Here is a 20,293-nt window from a genome sequence, read left to right as displayed (position 1 = left end):
AAACGGGGCGCCGCGATCAGGCAGCGCCCCGTGTGAATCACGCCTTGGCGAACACCAGGTGGCCGCCGTCGTTGCCGACTTCGATGGTGTCGCCGTTGACGAAGGCGCCGGACAGGATCTTCTGCGCCAGCGGGTTCTCCAGCTGCGCCTGGATCGCACGCTTCAACGGACGTGCGCCGTACACCGGATCGAAACCAACGTTGCCAAGCAGGTCGAACGCTGCATCGGACACCAGCAGCTTCAAACCACGTTCGGCCAGGCGCTTTTCCAGCCCACGCATCTGGATGCGCGCGATCTGCTTGATCTGCTGCTTGTCCAGCGGGTGGAACACCACGATGTCGTCCAGGCGGTTGATGAACTCCGGGCGGAAGTGCGCCTGCACCACGCCCATTACCGCCGCCTTCATCTGCGTGTAGGCCTCCGGGCTGTCATCAGCGCTCATGTCCTGGATCTGGTGCGAGCCCAGGTTCGAGGTCATCACGATGACGGTGTTGCGGAAGTCCACGGTGCGGCCCTGGCCATCGGTCAGGCGGCCATCGTCCAGCACCTGCAGCAGGATGTTGAACACATCCGGATGCGCCTTCTCCACTTCGTCCAGCAGGATCAGCGAGTACGGACGGCGACGCACGGCCTCGGTCAGGTAGCCACCCTCCTCGTAACCAACGTAGCCCGGGGGCGCACCGATCAGGCGGGCGACGCTGTGCTTCTCCATGAACTCGCTCATGTCGATGCGGATCATCGCGTCGGCACTGTCGAACAGGAACTCGGCCAGCGACTTGCACAGCTCGGTCTTGCCGACGCCGGTCGGGCCGAGGAACAGGAACGAACCGGCCGGGCGATTCGGATCGGACAGGCCCGCACGCGAACGGCGCACGGCATCGGAGACGACCTTGATCGCTTCCTCCTGGCCGACCACGCGGTTGTGCAGCACCTCTTCCATCCGCAGCAGCTTGTCGCGCTCACCTTCGAGCATCTTGTTGACCGGAATGCCGGTCCAGCGCGACACGACCTCGGCGATCTCCTCGTCGGTGACCCGGTCCTGCACCAGCTTGAAGTCCCTGTGTTCGGCTTCCTGCGCAGCGGCCAGCTGCTTTTCCAGCTGCGGCAGCAGGCCGTACTGGATCTCGCTCATCTTGGCGAAATCCTGGCGGCGCTGCGCGGCTTCCAGCTCCAGCTTGGCCTGCTCGACCTGCTCCTTGATCTTGGTCGCACCCTGCAGCGCGGCCTTCTCCGACTTCCAGATTTCATTGAGGTCGGAGAACTCACGCTCCAGCGCATCGATGTCGTTCTCCAGATCGGCCAGGCGCTGCCGCGACGCCTCGTCCTTTTCCTTCTTCAGCATCTCGCGCTGGATCTTCAGCTGGATCACCCGGCGTTCCAGGCGGTCCAGCTCCTCCGGCTTGGAGTCGATTTCCATGCGCAGGCGCGAGGCCGCCTCGTCCATCAGATCGATGGCCTTGTCCGGCAGCTGGCGGTCGGTGATGTAGCGGTTGGACAGCGTCGCAGCGGCGACGATGGCCGGGTCGGTGATCTCCACGCCGTGGTGCACCGCGTACTTTTCCTTCAGCCCGCGCAGGATGGCAATGGTGTCTTCCACCGACGGCTCACCCACGAAGACCTTCTGGAAGCGGCGCTCCAGCGCGGCATCCTTTTCGATGTACTTGCGGTACTCATCCAGCGTGGTGGCACCGACGCAGTGCAGCTCGCCGCGTGCCAGCGCCGGCTTGAGCATGTTGCCGGCATCCATCGCGCCATCGGCCTTACCCGCACCGACCATGGTGTGCAGCTCATCGATGAACAGGATGATCTGCCCTTCGCTCTTGGCCAGGTCGTTGAGCACGCCCTTCAATCGCTCCTCGAACTCACCACGGAACTTGGCACCGGCGATCAGCGCGCCCATGTCCAGCGACAGCACGCGCTTGCCGCGCAGGCCCTCGGGCACTTCGTCGTTGATGATGCGCTGGGCCAGGCCTTCGACGATCGCGGTCTTGCCAACGCCAGGTTCGCCGATCAGCACCGGGTTGTTCTTGGTCCGGCGCTGCAGCACCTGGATGGTGCGGCGGATTTCCTCGTCACGGCCGATCACCGGATCGAGCTTGCCGCTCTCGGCGCGCGCGGTCAGGTCGATGGTGTACTTCTCCAGCGCCTGCCGCTGTTCCTCGGCGTTCTCCGACTGCACGTTCTCGCCGCCACGCAGCTTGTCGATCGCAGCCTGCAGGCGGGTCTTGTCGGCACCGGCGGCGCGCAGCGCCATGCCCAGCGTGCCGCCGTCGTCCAGCGCCGCCAGCACGAACCACTCGCTGGCAATGAAGGCATCGCCGTTCTGCTGGGCCAGCTTGTCGGTCTGGTTCAGCAGGCGCCCCAGGTCATTGCCCATCGAGACGTTGCCGGCCTGGCCGGACACCTTCGGCAGTGCATCCAGCGCCTCGTTCAGGCGCTCGCGCAGCACCGGCACGTTCACCCCGGCCTGGGCCAGCAGCGGGCGCGTGCTGCCGCCCTGCTGGTCCAGCAGCGCGCTGAACAGGTGAACCGGTTCGATGATGCTGTTGTCGCGGCCCACGGCCAGCGACTGTGCGTCTGCCAGCGCCTGCTGGAAACGCGAGGTGAGCTTGTCCATCCGCATTGCGAATCCTCATCGGTCATCAGGGCCGGCCCGCGCCGGCGATGCTGGAAAAATGCGGTTGCCCCACCCCGTTTCAAGGGTGACTGCGACTGCACCCCGAGGCCAGTCAGCCTGCGGCCAGCATGCCGGAACGGGTGTGGTCGGCGCGTTGATCCTGCGCAAGCCACTGCGCGCCTGGCACTGGAATCCGGGCATCGCGGATGCGATACTTGCGAATCATTCTCATTTCGATCAAGACCACGCATCCCCTTTCATGGGCCCCCGACACGAACAACTGGGCATGCTGTACCGCGATCATCGCGTCTGGCTGCACGGCTGGCTGAGCGGGCGCGTGGGCAATCGCGATGTGGCCGACGAACTCACCCAGGACACCTTCGCGCGGCTGCTGCAGGGACGCGATCTCGCTGCGCTGCGTGAGCCGCGTGCGTTCCTGACCACCGTGGCGCGTGGGCTGGCCGCCAACTGGTTCCGCCGCCAGGCGCTGGAGCGCGCCTACCTGGAATACCTGGCGCAGTTCCCAGAGCCGGTGCTGCCCTCGCTGGAAGAACAGGCCCTGGTACGTGAGGCCCTGCAGCAGATCGATGCGATGCTGGACGGGTTGCCGGCAATGGCGCGCCGGGTGTTCCTGCTGGCGCAGTTCGATGGGCTCCGCTATGAAGCCATCAGCGAACAGCTGGGGTTGTCGCTGTCCACGGTGAAGCGGCACATGAAACGGGCACTGCTGGGCTGCTTGGCGCATGCCGGCTGAGACCACCGCCGCACCGGCCCTACCGCCACGTGTGCTGGAGCAGGCCGCCGACTGGCTGATGCGCCTGCACGAAGACGGCAGCGCGGCGCAGCGGGCGCGGTGGCAGCGCTGGCACGATGCCGATCCCGACCATGCACGTGCGTGGCAGCGCGCCGAGCGTCTACTGGCGCTGAGCGGGCAGGTGCCACCGCCATTGGCCCACAGCGCACTGCAACGCGCGCCCTCGCCGGGCCGGCGCGCCGTGCTGCGCAGCGTTGCCGCACTGCTGGTGGCACCACTCGGCGGTTGGCTGGCATGGAGGTTGTGGGATGACGCGGCGTGGGATGCCAGCGTCCGTACCGCCGTGGGCGAACGATCACAGCGGGTGCTGGACGATGGCAGCGTGCTGCAGCTGGATACCGGCACTGCGGTCGACGTCGCATTCGATGCGCATGCGCGCCTTCTGCGGCTGCGGCATGGGCAGATGCTGGTGGAGACAGCCGCTGATCCACAACGCCCGGCGAGGCCGTTCCGGGTTACAACCCCCTACGGCACGCTGCAGGCACTTGGCACCCGTTTCAGCGTGCGCCTGTTCGGGGACGACGCCCTGCTGGTGGTCCAGCACGGCGCGGTGCGGATCTCCACACAGGGTCAAAAGCGCCAGGTCGACGCCGGGCAGCAGCTGCGCTGGAACCTGGCCCGGCTGCCACTGCCCGTACCTGCGTTACCCGGCGCTGACGCGTGGGTCCGGGGCATGCTGGTCGCCGATGCAATGCCGCTGCAACAGGTCTTGCAGGAGCTGGGGCGCTACCAGCACCGCTGGCTGCGCGTGGATCCGCACGTCGCCGGCCTGCCGGTGTCCGGCGCATTCCCGCTGGACGACCTGCAACGCAGCCTGTCGATGCTTGCCGCCACCCATGCGCTGCGGATCGAGCAGGGGCTGTGGATCCACGTGTCGGCTGCGGGACATCGCGGCTGACACTTTTCCGAGCGTCGCGTGGCAGAGGGTATGAACCCCTCATTTTCCTCCCCATGACCGTAAACCTGCCCCGGCTTCGACTGAGCCTCCTCGCCACCGCGCTCACCGCCACACCCGCGCTGGCTCAATCACCGCCCGATGAATCCCTGCACGTCCAGCGCAGCACCGTCTCGCTGGGCAGTGCACTTGGCGCGTTCGCCGCCGAGCATGGCGTGGCCCTGTCCTTCGACCCCGCGCTGACCCGTGGCCGCCAGGCTCCATCGATTGCCACAGGCCTGGACGTGGACGCAGGGTTCGACGCACTGCTGCACGGCAGCGGGCTGCGCGCGGTGCGGCGCGCCGATGGCAGCTACACCTTGCAGCGTGCGCAGGTGTCGGCAGGCGCACGACGCACCAGTACCCTGCACGTGCCGGGGCAGGACGCCGGCTCGACCTTCGGAGGCAGCCTGCAACTGGACCGCAGCTACGTTGCGGCGCAGGCCGCCGGCAACGGTGACATCACCCGGCTGCTGCGCATCCATCCCGCCGTGCAGTTCGACAATGCCGACCAGGGCAGCTTCAGCCCCGGCGAAATCCGCCCTGCGGAGATCAGCATCAATGGTGCGAAGTTCTATCAGAACGCGTTCATCGTCGATGGCATGAACTTCAACAACGACATCGACCCGGGCGCGGATCCGGAGGTGTACCGGCTGTTCTCCGTTCCAGGCGGCTCGCAGGCGCTGGCACTGGACAGCAGCCTGCTGGAAGACGTCACCGTGCATGACAGCAACGTTTCGGCCGCCTATGGTGGATTCAACGGCGGCGTGGTCGAAGCCAGCACCCGACGACCATCGCGCGCCTTCAGCGGCCGCCTGTCCACCCAGTCCTCGCGATCTTCGTGGACACGCTACCACCTGGACTCCACCGTCGCAGACAGCTACCAGAAGGCGTCCGGCGCGAATGACGGGCAGCCGGACTTCAAGAAGACCACCACGCGCGCTGATCTGGAAGGCTATCTGACCGACCGCATCGGCGTCCTGGCCAGTTTCACCCGCAAGCGCTCGACCATTCCCACCTACAACCTGCAGTCGCACCTGGTCGACGATGCGCATCCGGAGAAACAGATCCAGCGGCGCAGCATCGACAATCTGTTCGTCAAGGCGGTCTGGGAAGCGAGCGACACCCTCGACATCGAGGCAAGCTTTACCCGTGCGCCGGAGGAATCCCACTACTTCCGCTCTAACGTCCCCGGTGCCGGCATCGACATCATTGGCGGTGGCCGCCAGGCGATGCTCAAGGCGACGTGGTCGCCGCAATGGGGCACTCTGACCCAGCAGGTGGGCTGGAGTTCTACCGAGCAGTCCCGCCATCCACAGTCTGCGGACTACATGAGCTGGCACTGGGCCGAGGGCAAGGACTGGGGAACCTCGGGCAGCTCGCTGGAAGGTGAATTCGGCGATATTGACCAGGCACAGAAGACGCTCCAGTACCGTGCCGATCTGATACTGGCACCGCAGCGCTGGCTGGGCATGGAGCATCGTTTCGCGGCAGGCGTCCAGTACCAGCACCAGGATGTCGACTACGAGCGCCTGGACGACACTTACATCTATGTCTCGCCGGCACGCACCACCAGCTGTACCAACAAGGCCGGCATCACCGACACGCAGACCTGCTGGATGGGCCTGACCCGCACCGGCCGCGCCAACACCAGCAACTGGCCCGGACAGTTCTTCACCAGCCGCACTTATTACACGCGCGGCCGGCTGGACTTCCAGATCGACAGCTGGAGCGCCTACGCCGAAGACAGCATCCGCGCGGGACGCCTGTCGTTGCGCCCCGGCCTGCGCATCGACCATGACAGCTACATGCGGCACACCACGGTCGCACCCCGCCTGGCGATGTCACTGGATCTCGACGCCGCCGGCGACACCCAGCTGATCGCGGGCGCCAACCGCTATTACGGCCGCAACGCGGCCACGTGGCGGCTGCGCGATGGCCTTGATCGGCTGCAATACAGGAACCAGCGCCGCCCCACCCTCGACAGCGAGTGGACCGCAGGCACGCAGACCGCCAACGGCCTGCATTTCGATCGCCTGAGAATCGCCTACGACGATGAGCTGATGCTGGGCGTCAAGCAGCAATGGAAGGGCTGGGAGTTCCTCGGCAAGGTCGTCAGCCGCAAGGGGCGTGACCAGGTCGTGCGTTCCAGCAGCCGGGTACAGGACGAACGCGCGGATGACCCTTCACTGGCCACCCACTACGAAACCTGGAGCAACGACGGCCGCAGCGAGACGCAGATCATCAGCCTTACCGTGCGCCCCCTGCGCCGCCTGCAGTTCGGCGGAACCAGCACCACGGGCCTGCTGGCGCTGGACTGGACCGATAGCCGCTCTTCTGCGCCCGACTACGAGGACGACTTCAGCACCGCGTACTACGAGAATCCGATCATCCGCTACGACGGCAGCTACATCCGCTACCGCGATCGTCCGGCAGACAACTTCACTCGCCCATGGACCGCGCGACTGGCCACCACCACGCATATCCCGGCAGCCCGGCTGACCTGGGGCAATACGCTGCGCTACCGGGCCGGCTATCGCGCGATACGGGACACCGGACTGAAGGATGTCCATGACGGCCAGAGTGTTGCGGTCTGGGAAAGACGGCGGTTTGCCCCTTCGTTGATCTGGGACATGCGCATTGGCTGGGAGCAGCCGTTGTCGACGATGGGCACGGTTTTTGCCAACGTGGATGTGTTCAACGTGCTGGATCGGCGCGCGGTGAATGACGTATCCAGCAGCGTCAGCCGCGCGCCGTACTACGAAATGGGACGCTCGTTCTGGCTCGAAGTGGGCTACCGGTTCTGAGGCCCGCGCGCCGCCGCAGGCTTGGCTGGATTGCAGTGCTGGTCAGCGCCGTGCTGGCCAGCGCTGCACAGCCACGTCCTTCCCAGCCGGTCTGCGCGCCTGCTCCGGGCAAGGCGGAACGCTGGGATGGCGCCTGCCTGCGTGCGCTCTACAGCAGCCCCAGTACGCGCTGGCCCGCGCCGGAGGTCGAACCCGGCGTGGCGTGGAAGGAACTGGCCCCACTGCCGTCGCCCGTAGATCCACCGGACAATCCTTCCACGCCAGCCAAGGTGGCGCTTGGCCGGCGGCTGTTCTTCGACCCGATCCTGTCGAAGTCGCGGCAGTTGGCCTGTGCCAGCTGCCACGATCCGGACCTGGGCTGGGCCGACGGTCGTCACGTGTCCTTCGGGCACGGACGCCAGTCCGGCCGCCGCAATGCGCCCAGCGTGGCCACCAGCGCGCACGTGGCACCGCTGTTCTGGGATGGACGCGCGGCCACGCTGGAAGCGCAGGCGCTGCATCCCATCGCCGATCCCATCGAAATGGGCTTCACCACGCAGGGCGCCGTGCGTCGCCTGCGCCGCGATGCGTCCTATCGCGCTGACTTCGCCGCGGTGTTCGCGCAACCGCGCATCGATGCCGCGCAGCTTGGCCAGGCCATCGCCGTCTTCGAGCGCAGCCTGTCACCGCGCAGCAGCCGCTTTGATCGCTTTCTGCGCGGCAATGCGCGAGCGCTGGACGATGCCCAGCTGCGTGGCCTGCACCTGTTCCGCACGCAGGCCGGTTGCATGAACTGCCACAGCGGGGCGGCGCTCACCGACAACGGCTTCCACAACCTGGGCCTGCATTTTCATGGGCGCGCGCGGCAGGATCTGGGGCGTTATGAGTTCACCGGCGATCCCGCCGACAGCGGCCGGTTCCGGACGCCCTCGCTACGCGGCGTTGCCGCCACTGCACCGTACATGCACAACGGCATGATCCCGACGCTGTCCGGCGTACTGGTGTTCTACAACGTCGGCGGCGCGCGCCCGCGCGCACCGGCCTCGCCTCCGGCCGATGCGGCGCCCTTTCCTGCGCCTGATCCACTGCTGCGGCCGCGCGGGCTCAGCCGCCAGGACCTGCAGGATATCGAGGCGTTCCTGCAGACCCTGTAGCTGCGATCAGCCGCCGGCAGGCGGCGCTGCAGCCGGTTTCGGTGGCAACAGCGGCGGCGCGGCAGCAATGGCAACCGGGCAGCCATAGGTGCCGGCAACGTCCATGTACAGGCTGTAGCGCTGGGTCGCGGCGAAACCCACCCGCCAGTCCGGGTTGAACAGGGGGTCAGGCCCCGGTGTCAGGCCGATGTCCACCGGCAGGTTCAGCACTTCCTCGCCGATCATCACCGGCGTGGTCGCCTCTACGTACTGGATGTCTTCGCTGCCCGCAGTGGTGATCACGTTCTTGCGCCGGATCGCAGACGCGGGCGGCGCTGCCGGCAGCGTTCCACGGGCCTGGAAGGCGCCATTGAAGCCGGTATCCACCTTGACCAAGACGTTCTGCTTGCCGGCGCGGATCGGATAGCGGACGTCATACGCATCCCCCCACAGCGTCGACAGCGTGGCCATCCGCCGCGTGCACGGCACTGGGGTGGCCGCGGCCTGGATCACCAGCGCATCCTTGTTGACGCGTACCCGGCCCAGCGCGCGCAGCACGTCCAGGCCGATGCGGGGCAGATCGTCCTGACCCAGCACCGCGAAGGAAACGCCGCGCACTGCCAGACCGCCGATCTCGAGATCGGCCGGCGCCGCCAGCGCATACAACTGCCCGGGCTTGCCATCGGCCAGCATGAAACCTTCGGTCAGCTCCAGCCCGAGTTCGGCCGCCAGTGTGCGCCCGATGCGCGAACGCGCCGCGCCGCTGTCCAGATGCACGCGCACCTCGCGTTCGCCGGTGGCAGTATGGACCTTCAAGGCGAGCGTCGGCAGTTCGTTGTTCATCTGCAGGGGAACGCTGACATCGCGGGCAGGCGCCGGCACTGCCAGCGCATTGCGCGGCCAGGCGGTGAAACGCTCGAAATGCGGCTCACTGATGCCGGCGAGATGGATGTCGCCCATCTGACGTTTCAGCAACGGCCGGATATCGCGCTCCAGCAGCGTGCGGACCTGCAGCATCTGCGTTGCCCATCCGGCGATATCGCCCTGCAGCAGCAGATTTCCGGCCAGGGTGGCCGAGCACAGGTACTCAACTCCCTTCACGCTGTCGGCCGGTTCACTGGCCACGGCCTGCAGGCATTGCTGGGCGGCTTTGCTGGAGCGTTCCAGCTCCCCACGCACCCGGTAGAAGCCCGCCTGGCCAAGCAGTCCCTTTGCCCCCTGGGCCTTGCCCAGCGCCTGCAGCCTTCCCAGTTCCGCGAGGCGCACGCTGCGGGTGTAGCGATAGGGATCGCTCAGTTCGCCGTCCGGCGTCTCCACGGCGGCAGCCGAAGCCACTGCCGTGGCAACCAACGCACTCACTCCCAACCACACTCGATGCATCGAGGTTACTCCTGTCTACCCGACGCCGACCGTATCACGGTGGCGATGACATCTGCCGCTGCAGCCTTCAGCCACGTGTGATTGAACTTCGGATCGCGCGCAGTTGCTGTTTCACCGCACGCTCCTGCGTGGCATCCATGCGCAGCAGTGCCTTCTGCCCCACTGAACGCGACTGCAGATCGTGATCGACAAAGCGGTAGCGGCCACGCTCATCGCGTTCCACCAACGGCGCCTGGGCCAGTTCCGGGGTCTCCAGCAGGTGGTCGATCACCGTGACCAGACGGTCGTTGAAATAGCCCTCGGGCCGGCCAAGGTCCACGTAAGCCTGCTGGATCAACGGATAGAAACGCTTGTACGCGGTGGCCGTCGCCGCCGGATCCAGCGCGGTGAACGCCTGCACGTAGGGCGCATAGCGCGCCGCGTTGCTGGCGGCGATGCGTTCACCGCCTTCGCCCGGCTCGACCTGCAGGTTGCCCGGCAGCGGGCGCGCGGCCAGCGCGGTCGGCGGCACGCTGGGCTTGTCCAGGTTGTCGACCTGGGTGACCAGGCGTTGGATCAGGTGGTCGCGCAGCAGCAGGGTCAGCGGGCCCTCGCCCTGGAACAACTGGCTCAGCGCGCCCCAGGCCGCCGCATCGCTGTCAGCCAGCTTGGGCAACGCAGGGTCGGCCGCAGCCTCGGCATCCAGCGGATGCTTGATCGGGGGTGGTGTTGGGGCGGGTTCTGCGGCCGCCTTCGGTTGTGGCGGTGCGCCGGTACTGGCCGGGGTTGATTGCACCGGCACCGAAACTCCGTCCGCCAGGCTCTTCAGCTGGTCGCGGAACAGCCAACCGCCCGCGCCACCGATCACCACCACGCCCAACACCCAGGGCCAAACTGCTTTTCCACTCTGCATGATGCAGCACCTCGTTCTCACACGCATGGAGAAGGTGTGACCCGGCTGATTTCCGTGGGTTCCCCACCCGTTCCGGTAAGGTTCGGGAAACGCGTTGACAGCGCAGTGCGACGGGCGGCCCAATGAGCAGTCCAGCCCCTTCGACGAACGACCCATGGAGCTTCGCCCGGAACCGGTGCCTTTCCGCATCAGCACGCTCGACCTGACACTGGTGTATCGAGAGCAGAACGCGAGCGCACAGGTGAACGTGGAGGCACAGACGCTGGAGGACTATGCAGCGCAGCCGGGCATGCGTTACCGCTCACTGCAGGTGGATTTCGAACTTGTCCATGAAGCGCGTTGCCGGGGCGGAAATTTTCACGAGATGCGCCACGGCGAGATCTTCGAGGAAACCGGACCAGCCGATGAAACCGCGCACTGGCGGCAAACCGGTCTCTGCCCTTTCCCCGGCTTCTACCGGGTCATCCACGATCCTGGCCTGGCGGCACTGCTCGCGCACTACGATCCCCGCAATGTCCACGACCTGCAGCTTTTCATCCTTGCCGCACATGACAGCTACGTTGAAGTGCTGGCCAAGGGATATCGCTACACGCTGGCTGGCAGCGTCAATGAACACGACATCATCACCGTCGCGCCATCGGCCTGAACACTCCGACATCCAACGCCAGGTAGGCATTGCACTCACGCCCGCTTTGCGCGAGCAGCGCGACGCTATGCATCCTGTCCCGTGGAGACACAGCCATGCAGTACGCGCTGTATTACTGGACCGGCATCCAGGGCCGTGGCGAGTTCGTGCGCCTGGCGCTGGAGGATGCCGGTGCCGACTACATCGACATGGCGCGGGCGCACGGCGATGCAGTGATGCAGCCGTTTCTCGATGGCAGCAATGAAGGTGCGCAGCCCTTCGCGCCGCCGTTCCTGAAGGCCGGTCGCCAGGTCATCGCGCAGGTCGCGGCAATCCTGGATTTCCTGGGCCCGACGCTGGACCTGGTGCCGCAGGCGGCCTCGCGGCGGACGCAGGCACTGCAGTTGCAGCTGACCATCGCCGACCTGGTGGCCGAGGTGCATGACACCCACCATCCGATCGCTGCATCGAGGTACTACGAAGAGCAGAAGACCGAAGCCAAGGCACGCGCCGCGTCACTGCGCAGCGAGAGGCTGCCGAAGTTCCTCGGCTACTTCGAGCAGGTGCTGGCCGCCAACGGTGGCCGCCATGCACTGCGCGAGCACTCGTATGTGGATCTGTCGCTGTTCCAGCTGCTGAGCGGGCTGAACTACATGTTCCCACGCCGCATGCAGGCACTGGAACCTACCCTGCCCCTGCTGCGCGCGCTGCAGGAGCGGGTGGCGAAACGACCCAACATTGCCTCCTATCTGGACTCGGAACGGCGATTGCCGTTCAACACCAACGGCATCTTCCGCCACTACCCGGAACTGGATGGAGAGCGGTAGTGCCGGCCGCTGGCCGGCAGCTGCACACTACGTCCGAGGTCCATGAGGATGCCGGCCGGCGGCCGGCACTACCCTGGGGTCAGCTGTTCTCACCCAGCGGCTTCACCGCCTGCTTCTGCAGTGACAGCAGGCCCAGCAGCAGCGCCAATGCCACATAGGCGCCGGCGAACTGCCAGCTGATCATGCGCGCCAGGCCGTCCAGATCCCACGGCAGGTAGATGCCACCGCGCGGGTCCACCGAATGGATCAGGCCGAACAGGGTCAGCACCGCCGCCACCAGCAGGAAACCGCAGGCGCGGCGCAGGCGACCATCGACCATCGCCGCCACCGCCGAGATCCACAGCATCGAGGTGATGATGAAGCCATTGCCAAGCGTGAAGATCACCGCCAGCTCAGGCAGGCCATGGCCGTCGAGCTTGGTCAGCAGCTGCGGCAGCTGGTCCGGGGCGATCCAACCCGGCGCCTTGATCGCCAGCAGGTAGGCCACCGACGGCAGGAAACCGAACACCATCGCACCGGTATGGTGGCGCGGCGTGGCCTGGAAGGCCTGGGTGGTGATGTCGATGGCCACGTACACGATGATCGGTGCCAGCACCGCCAGCGGCAGCCACTGCACCAGCCCCGAGATGATGCCAAGCATGCCGCCGATGCCGACGAACAGGCCGGTCAGCAGCGTGTAGCCGCTGCGCGCGCCCATGTGCTTGTAGGCCGGCTGGCCGATGTACGGCGTGGTCTGTGCCACGCCACCACAGACACCGGCCACCAGTGTGGCCACCGCTTCCACCAGCAGGATGTCGCGGGTGCGGTAGTCGTCACCGGCCGCGCGCGCGCTTTCAGACACATTGATGCCGCCGACCACCATCAGCAGGCCGAACGGCAGCAGGAGCGGCAGGTAGGTCATCGCGGCAGGCAGGCCATCGAGGAAACCCAGCGTCGGCAGCGGCAGCACCACCTGCGGCGGCACCCACGCCGGCACGTGGAAGCCCGGTGCGCCCAGCCCGGCCAGGCCAAGGCCGTAATACAGCACGGTGCCGAACACGAAGGCCAGCAACACGCCGGGGCCACGCACCGGCAGCTTGCCCTTGGCGATCAGCACGTACAGCAGCAGGCCCAGCGTGGTGAAGCCGACCAGCGGCGAGCGCAGCGTTTCCAGCAGCGGCAGCAGGCCCATCAGCACCAGCGCGATGCCGGCGATGGAACCCAGCAGCGCAGCACGCGGCAGCGCGCGGGTGACCGCTTCACCGAAGAATGACAGCACGAACTTGAGCACGCCCATGATGACCAGCGCGGCCATGCCCAGCTGCCAGGTCGCGATACCCGCGGCATGCGGGTCCATGCCCTGCTGCTTGAAGGCGATGAAGGCCGGGCCGAGCACCAGCAACGCCATGCCGATGCTGGTCGGTGCATCCAGGCCGAGCGGCATGGCGGTGACATCATCGCGGCCGGTACGCGCGGCCAACCGGCGTGCCATCAGGGTGTACAGCAGGTTGCCGACCAGCACGCCGAAGGCGGTGCCGGGGAACATGCGGCCGAACACCACGTCGGCGGGGAACTGGAAGATCCCGACCAGGGCCATGGCGATGAAACCGAGGATGGAGAGGTTGTCGACGACCAGGCCGAAGAAGCCGTTGAAGTCGCCGGAGACGAACCAGCGACGCGGTGCGGCGGAAGCGGGAGCGGACATGGAAGGGGCGGTGGGGGTGGGGACCGCCGATGGTAGGCCCAGCGGGGCCCGGGCGCCAATTCCGTCGTGGAATGATGGGTTCCAGCCAACGGCGGGGCCCCTCGTGGCTGGGTTGGTCGCGGACAGCGATTTCTGGGTTGGGCCGGTCAGGATGGGCTGCGCAGGACACGCCGTAAACCCATCCCTGGGGCTCGATGGCGCCATCCATGGCGCCAACGGTCCTGCGCAGCCCATCCCGAACGGCCCCTGACAGTTTCCTGCGCGTGCCAGCCACGGAAGAGAATCAAAAGATCAAAAGCAAAGGCAGGCTCTCGTTGTTGCGCCGAGCCCATGCTCGGCTGCTGTACGCGAAGCCTCTCAGCCGAGCATGGCTCGGCTCTACAAGAACAATTCGATCATTTCCACGCTATCCACGCATGGCGTGGATCTACTGTGTCGACCAAGGTCGACACCTACCAACAGCAGCGATGATCTGTCGAAGGCGGGGTGGGTCCGGTTGCGGGGGCGTGAGCGCCATGGATGGCGCGACCGAGCTTACATGGATGTACTTGCAGCGTCACCCGCAACCGGACCCACCCCGCCATCCCTCAGAAACCTGCTCCTGCTGTTGGTGTTGCCGGCCAGCGGCCGGCACTACCGCGGGTGCAGGGCGCAGCCCTGCATCAACCACCCCCCTACTTCTTCAGGAAGTTGTCCACCAGCAGATGCTTCACGTCGTCGAAGCGTCCGTTCAACACCGCCTTGGCCGCATACAGCGCGGTACCGGCCACCTGCTTGGCCTCGATCTGCGGCGGCATCACCAGTTCAGCGCGGCTGGTATGCACATCCAACAGCGCCGGGCCGCGCTGCGCCAGGAAGTCCTGCACCGCCTCCTCCAGATCCTCGCTGCGGGTCACCGTGCGTCCGTGGAAGCCGATCACCTCGGCCAGGCGGCCGAAGTCCGGGTTCTTCAGGTCGGTGTAGTTGTCCAGCAGCCCCTCCACCTTCTGCTCCAGCTCGACGAAATTCAGCGAACCGTTGTTGAACACCACCACCTTGATCGGCAGATTCTCCTGTACCGCCGTCAGCAGGTCGCCCAGCAGCATGGCCAGGCCACCATCGCCGGACAGCGAGATCACCTGCCGGCCCGGGAACGCCTTCTGCAGGCCCAGTGCCTGTGGCATCGCATTGGCCATCGTGCCGTGAAGCAGGCTGGTCAGCGTGCGGCGGCGTCCGTTGACGCGGATGTGGCGCAACACCCACACCATCGGCGAGCCACCGTCGGCAGTGAACAGCGCATCATCGGTGGCATATTTCGACAGCAGCGCGGTCAGGTGCTGCGGATGGATCAGCTCGCCCTCGCCGGGCTGCTCTTCCTTCTCGCGCTTCTTCAGTGCCTTGTCACGGCGCTCGATGCACTCGTCCAGGAAACTGCTGTCCTCGCGCGGCGGCAGCATCGGCAGCAATGCATCCAGCGTCGGTGCGATGTCACCGACCACACCCAGATTCACCGGATGGCGGCGACCCAGGTGGCTGCCATCGCGGTCGACCTGGATGATCGTGGCCTTGTCCGGGTAGAACTGGCCCCAGGCGAAGTCGGCGCCGAGCAGCAACAGCGTGTCGCACTCCATCAGCGTGTGGAAGCCGGATTCGATGCCGAAGATGCCGGTCATGCCCATGTTGTACGGGTTGTCCGGCTCGACGAAGTCCTTGGCGCGCGAGGTGTGCGCCACCGGCGCCTGCAACCTGCGCGCCAGTTCCAACAACTGCGCGTGCGCGCCCTGGCAACCGGCACCAGCGTAGACACCAATGCGCTTGCCCTGCCCCAATAACTCGGCGATACGCTGCAGTTCCGCGTCGGAGGGACGCAGCACCGGCTGGGTGTAGTGCACCGAGAACGGCACATCGTGCTTCACCTCGGCCTCGCTGATGTCGGCCGGCAGGATCACTACGGCGACGCCGCGACGGCTGATCGCGGCCTGGCAGGCCAGCGCCACCACGCGTCGCGCCTGTTCGGCACTGTGCACCTGCTCGCAGAACACCGTGCAGCTGCCATACACCGCCTTGAAGTCCACTTCCTGCGGGAACTCCATGCCCAGCTCGCTGGTAACGATCTGGCTGGCGATCAGCACCATGGGCGCGCGGTTGCGGTTGCTCTCGAAGATGCCATTGATGAAATGCAGGCCACCGGGCCCACAGGAACCGGCGCAGGCGGTCAGTTCGCCACTCACCAGCGAATCGGCACCGGCGGCGAATGCGGCCACTTCCTCATGTCGTACGTGCACCCAGGCGATGTCACTGCCATGCATCGCATCGGTCACATGATTGAGCGTATCGCCCACGATGCCGTAGCAACGGCGGACACCAGCCTGCTGCAGGGCGTCCACCACGATTTCTGCCACGCGCTTGCTCATCGGATACATCCTCGAACGGGGGAACATCCGAGGCTAGACCCGATGAAGTGATGCCACCGCAAAAAAAGGGGACGGAGGGAATTAAGTCGTTAACGGCACAAACGACTTAATTCCCTCCGTCCCCTTTTTTCTTCAATCGTTGACGTTGATCCAACCTTCCACCGCGCCCAGCTTCGGATTGCGGTAGCGCAGCTTCATCCAGCCATCCTGTTCATCCAGCATTTCCACACGGTCGCCCTGCACCAGATAACGCTTGGTGCTGGATGCACCGGGCCGGTCGAACAGGAACAGGCGCGCTGGCACCACGGTGGCCTGCTCGCCACGCAGTGGCCCATCCGGCGGTGCGCCCAGGCCATCGGCGATGGCGGTCTCCAGCACACGACCGGCGGGATCATAGGTGCGCCAGACCGCCAGCGGACCCTGCTCGTCGCTCTGTTCCCATTGCAACGCGGCGTTCACCGTGTCGCCCAGCATCAGCACGCTCTCGCTGCGGTAGAGATAGAGCTTCGCACCTGCAAACCGGTACTGGTCGGCGTACCACATCGGGCCACTGCGGCAGCTGCTGGTCAGGGTTCGAGTGGCAGCATCCACGCTCAACCCCATCAGGTCACCGCAGCTGTCGTTGCCGTGGGTGTCGGCCTGCAGCGCGCGGAACCCGGCACTGGACGGATCGAAGTGGTACACCGTCACCGCTTCGTTGACCATGCCCACCGATGCACGCGCGACCAGTTCCGGGTATCCATCGAAATCGACGTCTTCCAGCGACCAGCGCGAATTGCCATCGGCATCCGCCGCACCCGCCAGCGTCTGGCGCTTGCCTGACGGTGACAGCTGCACTGCGATGCTGCCGTCCTGCTGGGGATCGGCATGCGCCTGCACATGCGCGGCCACCTGGAAGCGTAGCGTTTCGCTATCGTCCCCACGCGCCTGCGCCGTCGGTGCCAGCACACCTGCCAATACCAGGCCCAGCAGGCATTCCCTGTAGTTCATCATCGCTCCCTGCGGCACCGCGGCGGCACCTTCAACTCAGAACGATACCTCGACCGCTTGCCGCGACCACAGCACCGATTGATGCTTGGTCTGCTGCTTCCACGCCAGGCGGATCGCTTCGATATCAGCACGGCGCTGCGGGGTGTCCTCGTGCAGCACCACCAGCACCTTGGTGCGCAGGCGGTTGGGCGCGGCATCACCGCGGAACAGCCACTGGCCATACGCATCGAACACGGTCAGTCCATCCGGGAAGCGCGGGGTCACTTCCTTGTCCAGGAAAGCGCGCCACTGCGCATCGCTGATGGTGTCGGCCTGCGGGCGATTGCCAGCGCCCTGCTCTTCACCCACGCCGAAGTACAGCTCGCTGCGCACCCAACCGTGGCCGGCGGACGGGCGTGCGGCATCACCCTTCAGTTCGGCGGTGGTGGCCGTGGCATAGGCGCTGGGCGCCTGAGAGGACAGGCTGGCGCAGCCACTGGTGGCCAGCAGCACGGCGAAGACGAGGCCAAGGTGTTTCATCGGTACAGCTCCGGGGAAGGGGGACAAGGCGAGCCGGCAGCGTACAGCGCCACCGGTCCGGCGTGCTGATGCCAACGGGGCATCAACTCATGCCGGACCGGCAGGGACTTGCATCGGCACCGGCCATCACGCGAAGATAATATATCGCTTCATCCGGATGGATGTAAGTGAAACCATCTCCCCCTTCCCCGTCGTCGTTGTTGCTGGAGCCCCCATGTCCATCCGCCTGCCCGCGTCGCCGCTCGGCCTCGCCATCGCCCTCGCGCTTTCCTCCACCGCCGTCCCGGCTCTGGCCCAGGACGCTACCAACCTCGACACCGTGATCGTCACCGGCACCCGTGCCGCCGACCGCACCGTGCTCGAATCCACCTCGCCGGTGGATGTGCTCACCGCCGAGGACATCCGCAAGGCCGGCGTGGTCAATGGTGAGCTGGGCAGTGCGCTGCAGGCCCTGCTGCCGTCGTTCAACTTCCCGCGCCAGTCCAACTCCGGCGGCGCCGACCACGTGCGCGCCGCACAGCTGCGTGGCCTGTCGCCGGACCAGGTGCTGGTGCTGGTCAATGGCAAGCGCCGCCACCACACCGCGCTGGTGAACACCGACAGCAAGATCGGCAAGGGCACCACGCCGGTCGACTTCAATTCGATCCCGGTCAGCGCGATCAAGCGCATCGAAGTGCTGCGCGACGGCGCCGGTGCGCTGTACGGCTCCGATGCGGTGGCCGGCGTGATCAACGTGATCCTCGACAACGGCGGTGACGGCGGCGAGATCGAGGCCAGCTACGGTGCCAACCACACCGACCTCAAGCCGATCGGCCGTACCCTCACCGACGGCCAGACCGGCAACATCAGCGCCAAGGTCGGCACCTCGCTGGGTGAGGACGGCGGCTTCCTGCGTGTCGGCCTGGAGTACAAGCACCGCAACGGCACCAACCGCGCCGGCTTCGACCAGATTCCGCCGTGGGACCAGACGCCGGACAACCTGGCGCTGCAGGGCAAGCGCAACTACGTGCTGGGCGATGGCAAGAGCAAGGACATCAACCTGTGGCTGAACACCGAGATTCCGGTGGGCCAGACGTCTACGTTCTATGCGTTCGGCACCTTCAACCAGCGTGATACCGAAGGTGCGAACTACTTCCGCTACCCCGATGGCGACGCCAACTGGAAGCAGGTCTATCCGAACGGTTACCGGCCAATCTCCGAAGGCGAGAACCGCGACGTGCAGGCTGTGGCCGGCGTGCGCGGCCAGTGGGGTGAATGGAGCTACGACGGCAGCCTGGATTACGGCCAGAACGACTTCACCTACCGCCTGCGTGATTCGCTCAACGCGTCGCTGGGCCCGACCAGCCCGACCCGCTTCAAGACCGCCGACTACGAATACGCACAGACCGTGGGAAACCTCGATCTGAGTCGTGTGTTCACCCAGAGCGACAGCATCAGCCACACCCTGGGCCTGGGCGTGGAAGCACGCCACGAGCGCTACCAGACCCGTCCCGGCGACCCGGCCAGCTACGCCGCCGGCCCCTACACCGATCGCCCTACCGGCTCGCAGGCCGGTGGCGGCCTGACCCCGCAGGATGCGGCGCGCCTGTCGCGCGACGTGGCCAGCGCCTACGCCAGCCTGTCCAGCCAGTTCGGCGAGAAGTTCTCCTCCGATCTGGCCGCGCGCTACGAGCACAACGACGATTTCGGCGGTGAACTGACCGGCAAACTTGGCCTGCGCTATGAATTCACCCCGGCGTTCGCGCTGCGCGGCGCGATCTCCAACAACTTCCGCGCACCGTCGCTGGCGCAGATCGGCTACGAATCCACCTCGACCGGCTACAACGCTGGCGGCCAGCTGGTACAGGGCCGCCTGTTGTCGGTCAACAATCCGATCGCCCGTGGCCTGGGTGCGCAGAACCTGAAGCCGGAAAAGTCGATCAATACCTCGCTGGGCTTCACCAGCCGCATCGGCGAGCACTTCGACCTGTCGCTGGACTTCTTCCAGATCGACATCGACGACCGCATCGCGCTGTCGGAGAGCATCACCGGTGATGCGCTGACCGACTACGTCGCCGCCAACTACGGCGTCAGCGGCCTGCAGAGCGCCAGCTTCTTCGTCAACGCCGCCGATACCCGCACCCGCGGCGCCGAGCTTGTCACCAACTGGCGCCAGTCGCTGGGCGATGGCCAGCTGCTGCTGACCGGCACCTATGCGTACACCAAGACCACGCTGAAGAACGTGCTGGCCACGCCGGCGCAGCTGCGTGCACTGAACCCGGACTACGTGCTGTTCGGCATCGAAGAAACCAACACGCTCACCGATGCTACGCCGCGTACGCGTGGCAGTTTCTCGGCCGCATGGAGCAACGACCACTGGTCGCTGAGCACCCGCGTGAACCGCTATGGCAGCGCCACCCGCGTGTTCAACTTCGGTGATGGCTACATCCCGCGCCAGACCTACCAGGCCGAATGGCAGCTGGATGCGGAAGTGGAGTACCGCATCACCCCGCAATGGAGCGTGGCCATCGGCGGCCAGAACCTGACCGACAACTACCCGGATCGATCCAACAGCGATATCCACTACTTCGGCAACCTGCCGTATGACGTGCTGTCGCCGATCGGCAGCAATGGCGCGTATTACTACGGCCGCGTCCGCTATACGTTCTGATTGCATTGGACCAATGACTCCCGGTGGGTGCGGACCGTTGGTCCGCACG

At 66.1% G+C, this 20,293-nt stretch carries 14 protein-coding genes; 7 read left to right on the top strand and 7 right to left on the bottom strand.

The window, feature by feature from the left end:
* Nucleotides 1-37: 37 nt before the first annotated feature.
* The gene (gene clpB, locus V3B25_RS16010; protein ID WP_329810992.1) at nt 38-2,623 is read right to left on the bottom strand and encodes an ATP-dependent chaperone ClpB; all 2,586 of its coding nucleotides are present in this window, start codon (nt 2,621-2,623) and stop codon (nt 38-40) included.
* 253 nt (nt 2,624-2,876) lie between these two features.
* Here clpB and V3B25_RS16005 point away from each other — a divergent pair, with 253 nt between their 5' ends.
* Genes V3B25_RS16005 through V3B25_RS15990 form a run of 4 tightly spaced genes read left to right on the top strand, consistent with a single transcriptional unit; the run spans nt 2,877 to nt 8,305 of the window.
* Entirely contained in the window at nt 2,877-3,371 is a 495-nt protein-coding gene (locus tag V3B25_RS16005; protein ID WP_329810991.1) for a sigma-70 family RNA polymerase sigma factor, read from the top strand.
* Entirely contained in the window at nt 3,361-4,329 is a 969-nt protein-coding gene (locus V3B25_RS16000; RefSeq protein ID WP_329810990.1) for a FecR domain-containing protein, read from the top strand. Before V3B25_RS16005 ends, V3B25_RS16000 begins: the two co-directional genes overlap by 11 nt.
* Before the next feature lie 53 nt (nt 4,330-4,382).
* Nucleotides 4,383-7,172, top strand: a complete 2,790-nt coding sequence (locus V3B25_RS15995) for a secretin and TonB N-terminal domain-containing protein (RefSeq protein ID WP_329810989.1) — start codon at nt 4,383-4,385, stop codon at nt 7,170-7,172.
* Nucleotides 7,173-7,207: 35 nt separating this feature from the next.
* Entirely contained in the window at nt 7,208-8,305 is a 1,098-nt protein-coding gene (locus V3B25_RS15990) for a cytochrome c peroxidase (protein ID WP_329810988.1), read from the top strand.
* 6 nt (nt 8,306-8,311) lie between these two features.
* Here the strand turns inward: V3B25_RS15990 and V3B25_RS15985 are convergent, their stop codons facing one another.
* Nucleotides 8,312-9,664 carry a retropepsin-like aspartic protease gene (locus V3B25_RS15985; RefSeq protein WP_329810987.1) on the bottom strand — a complete coding sequence of 451 codons (1,353 nt, stop codon included), beginning with the start codon at nt 9,662-9,664 and terminating at the stop codon, nt 8,312-8,314.
* A gap of 67 nt (nt 9,665-9,731) precedes the next feature.
* Entirely contained in the window at nt 9,732-10,556 is an 825-nt protein-coding gene (locus tag V3B25_RS15980) for a DUF3014 domain-containing protein (RefSeq protein ID WP_329810986.1), read from the bottom strand.
* A 154-nt stretch (nt 10,557-10,710) separates the two neighbouring features.
* On the opposite strand from V3B25_RS15980, the gene V3B25_RS15975 reads away from it, so the two are divergent.
* Nucleotides 10,711-11,202: a hypothetical protein gene (locus tag V3B25_RS15975; RefSeq protein WP_049422957.1), complete on the top strand. Its 492-nt coding sequence runs from the start codon at nt 10,711-10,713 to the stop codon at nt 11,200-11,202.
* A 95-nt stretch (nt 11,203-11,297) separates the two neighbouring features.
* Nucleotides 11,298-12,008, top strand: a complete 711-nt coding sequence (locus tag V3B25_RS15970; RefSeq protein ID WP_049422958.1) for a glutathione S-transferase — start codon at nt 11,298-11,300, stop codon at nt 12,006-12,008.
* A gap of 79 nt (nt 12,009-12,087) precedes the next feature.
* On the opposite strand, the gene V3B25_RS15965 is transcribed toward V3B25_RS15970, so the two are convergent.
* The 4 genes from V3B25_RS15965 to V3B25_RS15950 form a co-directional block, all read right to left on the bottom strand.
* Nucleotides 12,088-13,692: a membrane protein gene (locus V3B25_RS15965; RefSeq protein WP_049422959.1), complete on the bottom strand. Its 1,605-nt coding sequence runs from the start codon at nt 13,690-13,692 to the stop codon at nt 12,088-12,090.
* Nucleotides 13,693-14,366: 674 nt separating this feature from the next.
* Complete coding sequence (locus V3B25_RS15960) at nt 14,367-16,085, bottom strand: thiamine pyrophosphate-dependent enzyme (protein WP_329810985.1); 1,719 nt, start codon at nt 16,083-16,085, stop codon at nt 14,367-14,369.
* A gap of 132 nt (nt 16,086-16,217) precedes the next feature.
* Nucleotides 16,218-17,075 (bottom strand): SH3 domain-containing protein, encoded by an 858-nt coding sequence (locus V3B25_RS15955; protein WP_329810984.1) that lies wholly within the window; start codon nt 17,073-17,075, stop codon nt 16,218-16,220.
* 36 nt (nt 17,076-17,111) lie between these two features.
* On the bottom strand, nt 17,112-17,594 hold the full coding sequence (locus tag V3B25_RS15950; RefSeq protein WP_071229653.1) for a DUF3574 domain-containing protein: 483 nt from the start codon (nt 17,592-17,594) through the stop codon (nt 17,112-17,114).
* Between the two features lie 214 nt (nt 17,595-17,808).
* Between V3B25_RS15950 and V3B25_RS15945 the strand changes: the two genes are divergently transcribed.
* Nucleotides 17,809-20,244: a TonB-dependent receptor gene (locus tag V3B25_RS15945; RefSeq protein WP_329810983.1), complete on the top strand. Its 2,436-nt coding sequence runs from the start codon at nt 17,809-17,811 to the stop codon at nt 20,242-20,244.
* Nucleotides 20,245-20,293: the final 49 nt, after the last annotated feature.

Source organism: Stenotrophomonas sp. SMYL8 (genome assembly GCF_036320065.1).
Taxonomy (GTDB): Bacteria; Pseudomonadota; Gammaproteobacteria; order Xanthomonadales; family Xanthomonadaceae; genus Stenotrophomonas; species Stenotrophomonas maltophilia_A.
Note: the sequence above shows the minus strand (reverse complement) of the source record. Positions and strands in the feature narration are given on the sequence as shown.

Coding starts and splice junctions, on each gene's coding strand:
- clpB (WP_329810992.1), bottom strand. CDS start 2,623: ATGCGGATGGACAAGCTCACCTCGCGTTTCCAGCAGGCGCTGGCAGAC.
- V3B25_RS16005 (WP_329810991.1), top strand. CDS start 2,877: ATGGGCCCCCGACACGAACAACTGGGCATGCTGTACCGCGATCATCGC.
- V3B25_RS16000 (WP_329810990.1), top strand. CDS start 3,361: ATGCCGGCTGAGACCACCGCCGCACCGGCCCTACCGCCACGTGTGCTG.
- V3B25_RS15995 (WP_329810989.1), top strand. CDS start 4,383: ATGACCGTAAACCTGCCCCGGCTTCGACTGAGCCTCCTCGCCACCGCG.
- V3B25_RS15985 (WP_329810987.1), bottom strand. CDS start 9,664: ATGCATCGAGTGTGGTTGGGAGTGAGTGCGTTGGTTGCCACGGCAGTG.
- V3B25_RS15980 (WP_329810986.1), bottom strand. CDS start 10,556: ATGCAGAGTGGAAAAGCAGTTTGGCCCTGGGTGTTGGGCGTGGTGGTG.
- V3B25_RS15975 (WP_049422957.1), top strand. CDS start 10,711: ATGGAGCTTCGCCCGGAACCGGTGCCTTTCCGCATCAGCACGCTCGAC.
- V3B25_RS15970 (WP_049422958.1), top strand. CDS start 11,298: ATGCAGTACGCGCTGTATTACTGGACCGGCATCCAGGGCCGTGGCGAG.
- V3B25_RS15965 (WP_049422959.1), bottom strand. CDS start 13,692: ATGTCCGCTCCCGCTTCCGCCGCACCGCGTCGCTGGTTCGTCTCCGGC.
- V3B25_RS15960 (WP_329810985.1), bottom strand. CDS start 16,085: ATGAGCAAGCGCGTGGCAGAAATCGTGGTGGACGCCCTGCAGCAGGCT.
- V3B25_RS15955 (WP_329810984.1), bottom strand. CDS start 17,075: ATGAACTACAGGGAATGCCTGCTGGGCCTGGTATTGGCAGGTGTGCTG.
- V3B25_RS15950 (WP_071229653.1), bottom strand. CDS start 17,594: ATGAAACACCTTGGCCTCGTCTTCGCCGTGCTGCTGGCCACCAGTGGC.
- V3B25_RS15945 (WP_329810983.1), top strand. CDS start 17,809: ATGTCCATCCGCCTGCCCGCGTCGCCGCTCGGCCTCGCCATCGCCCTC.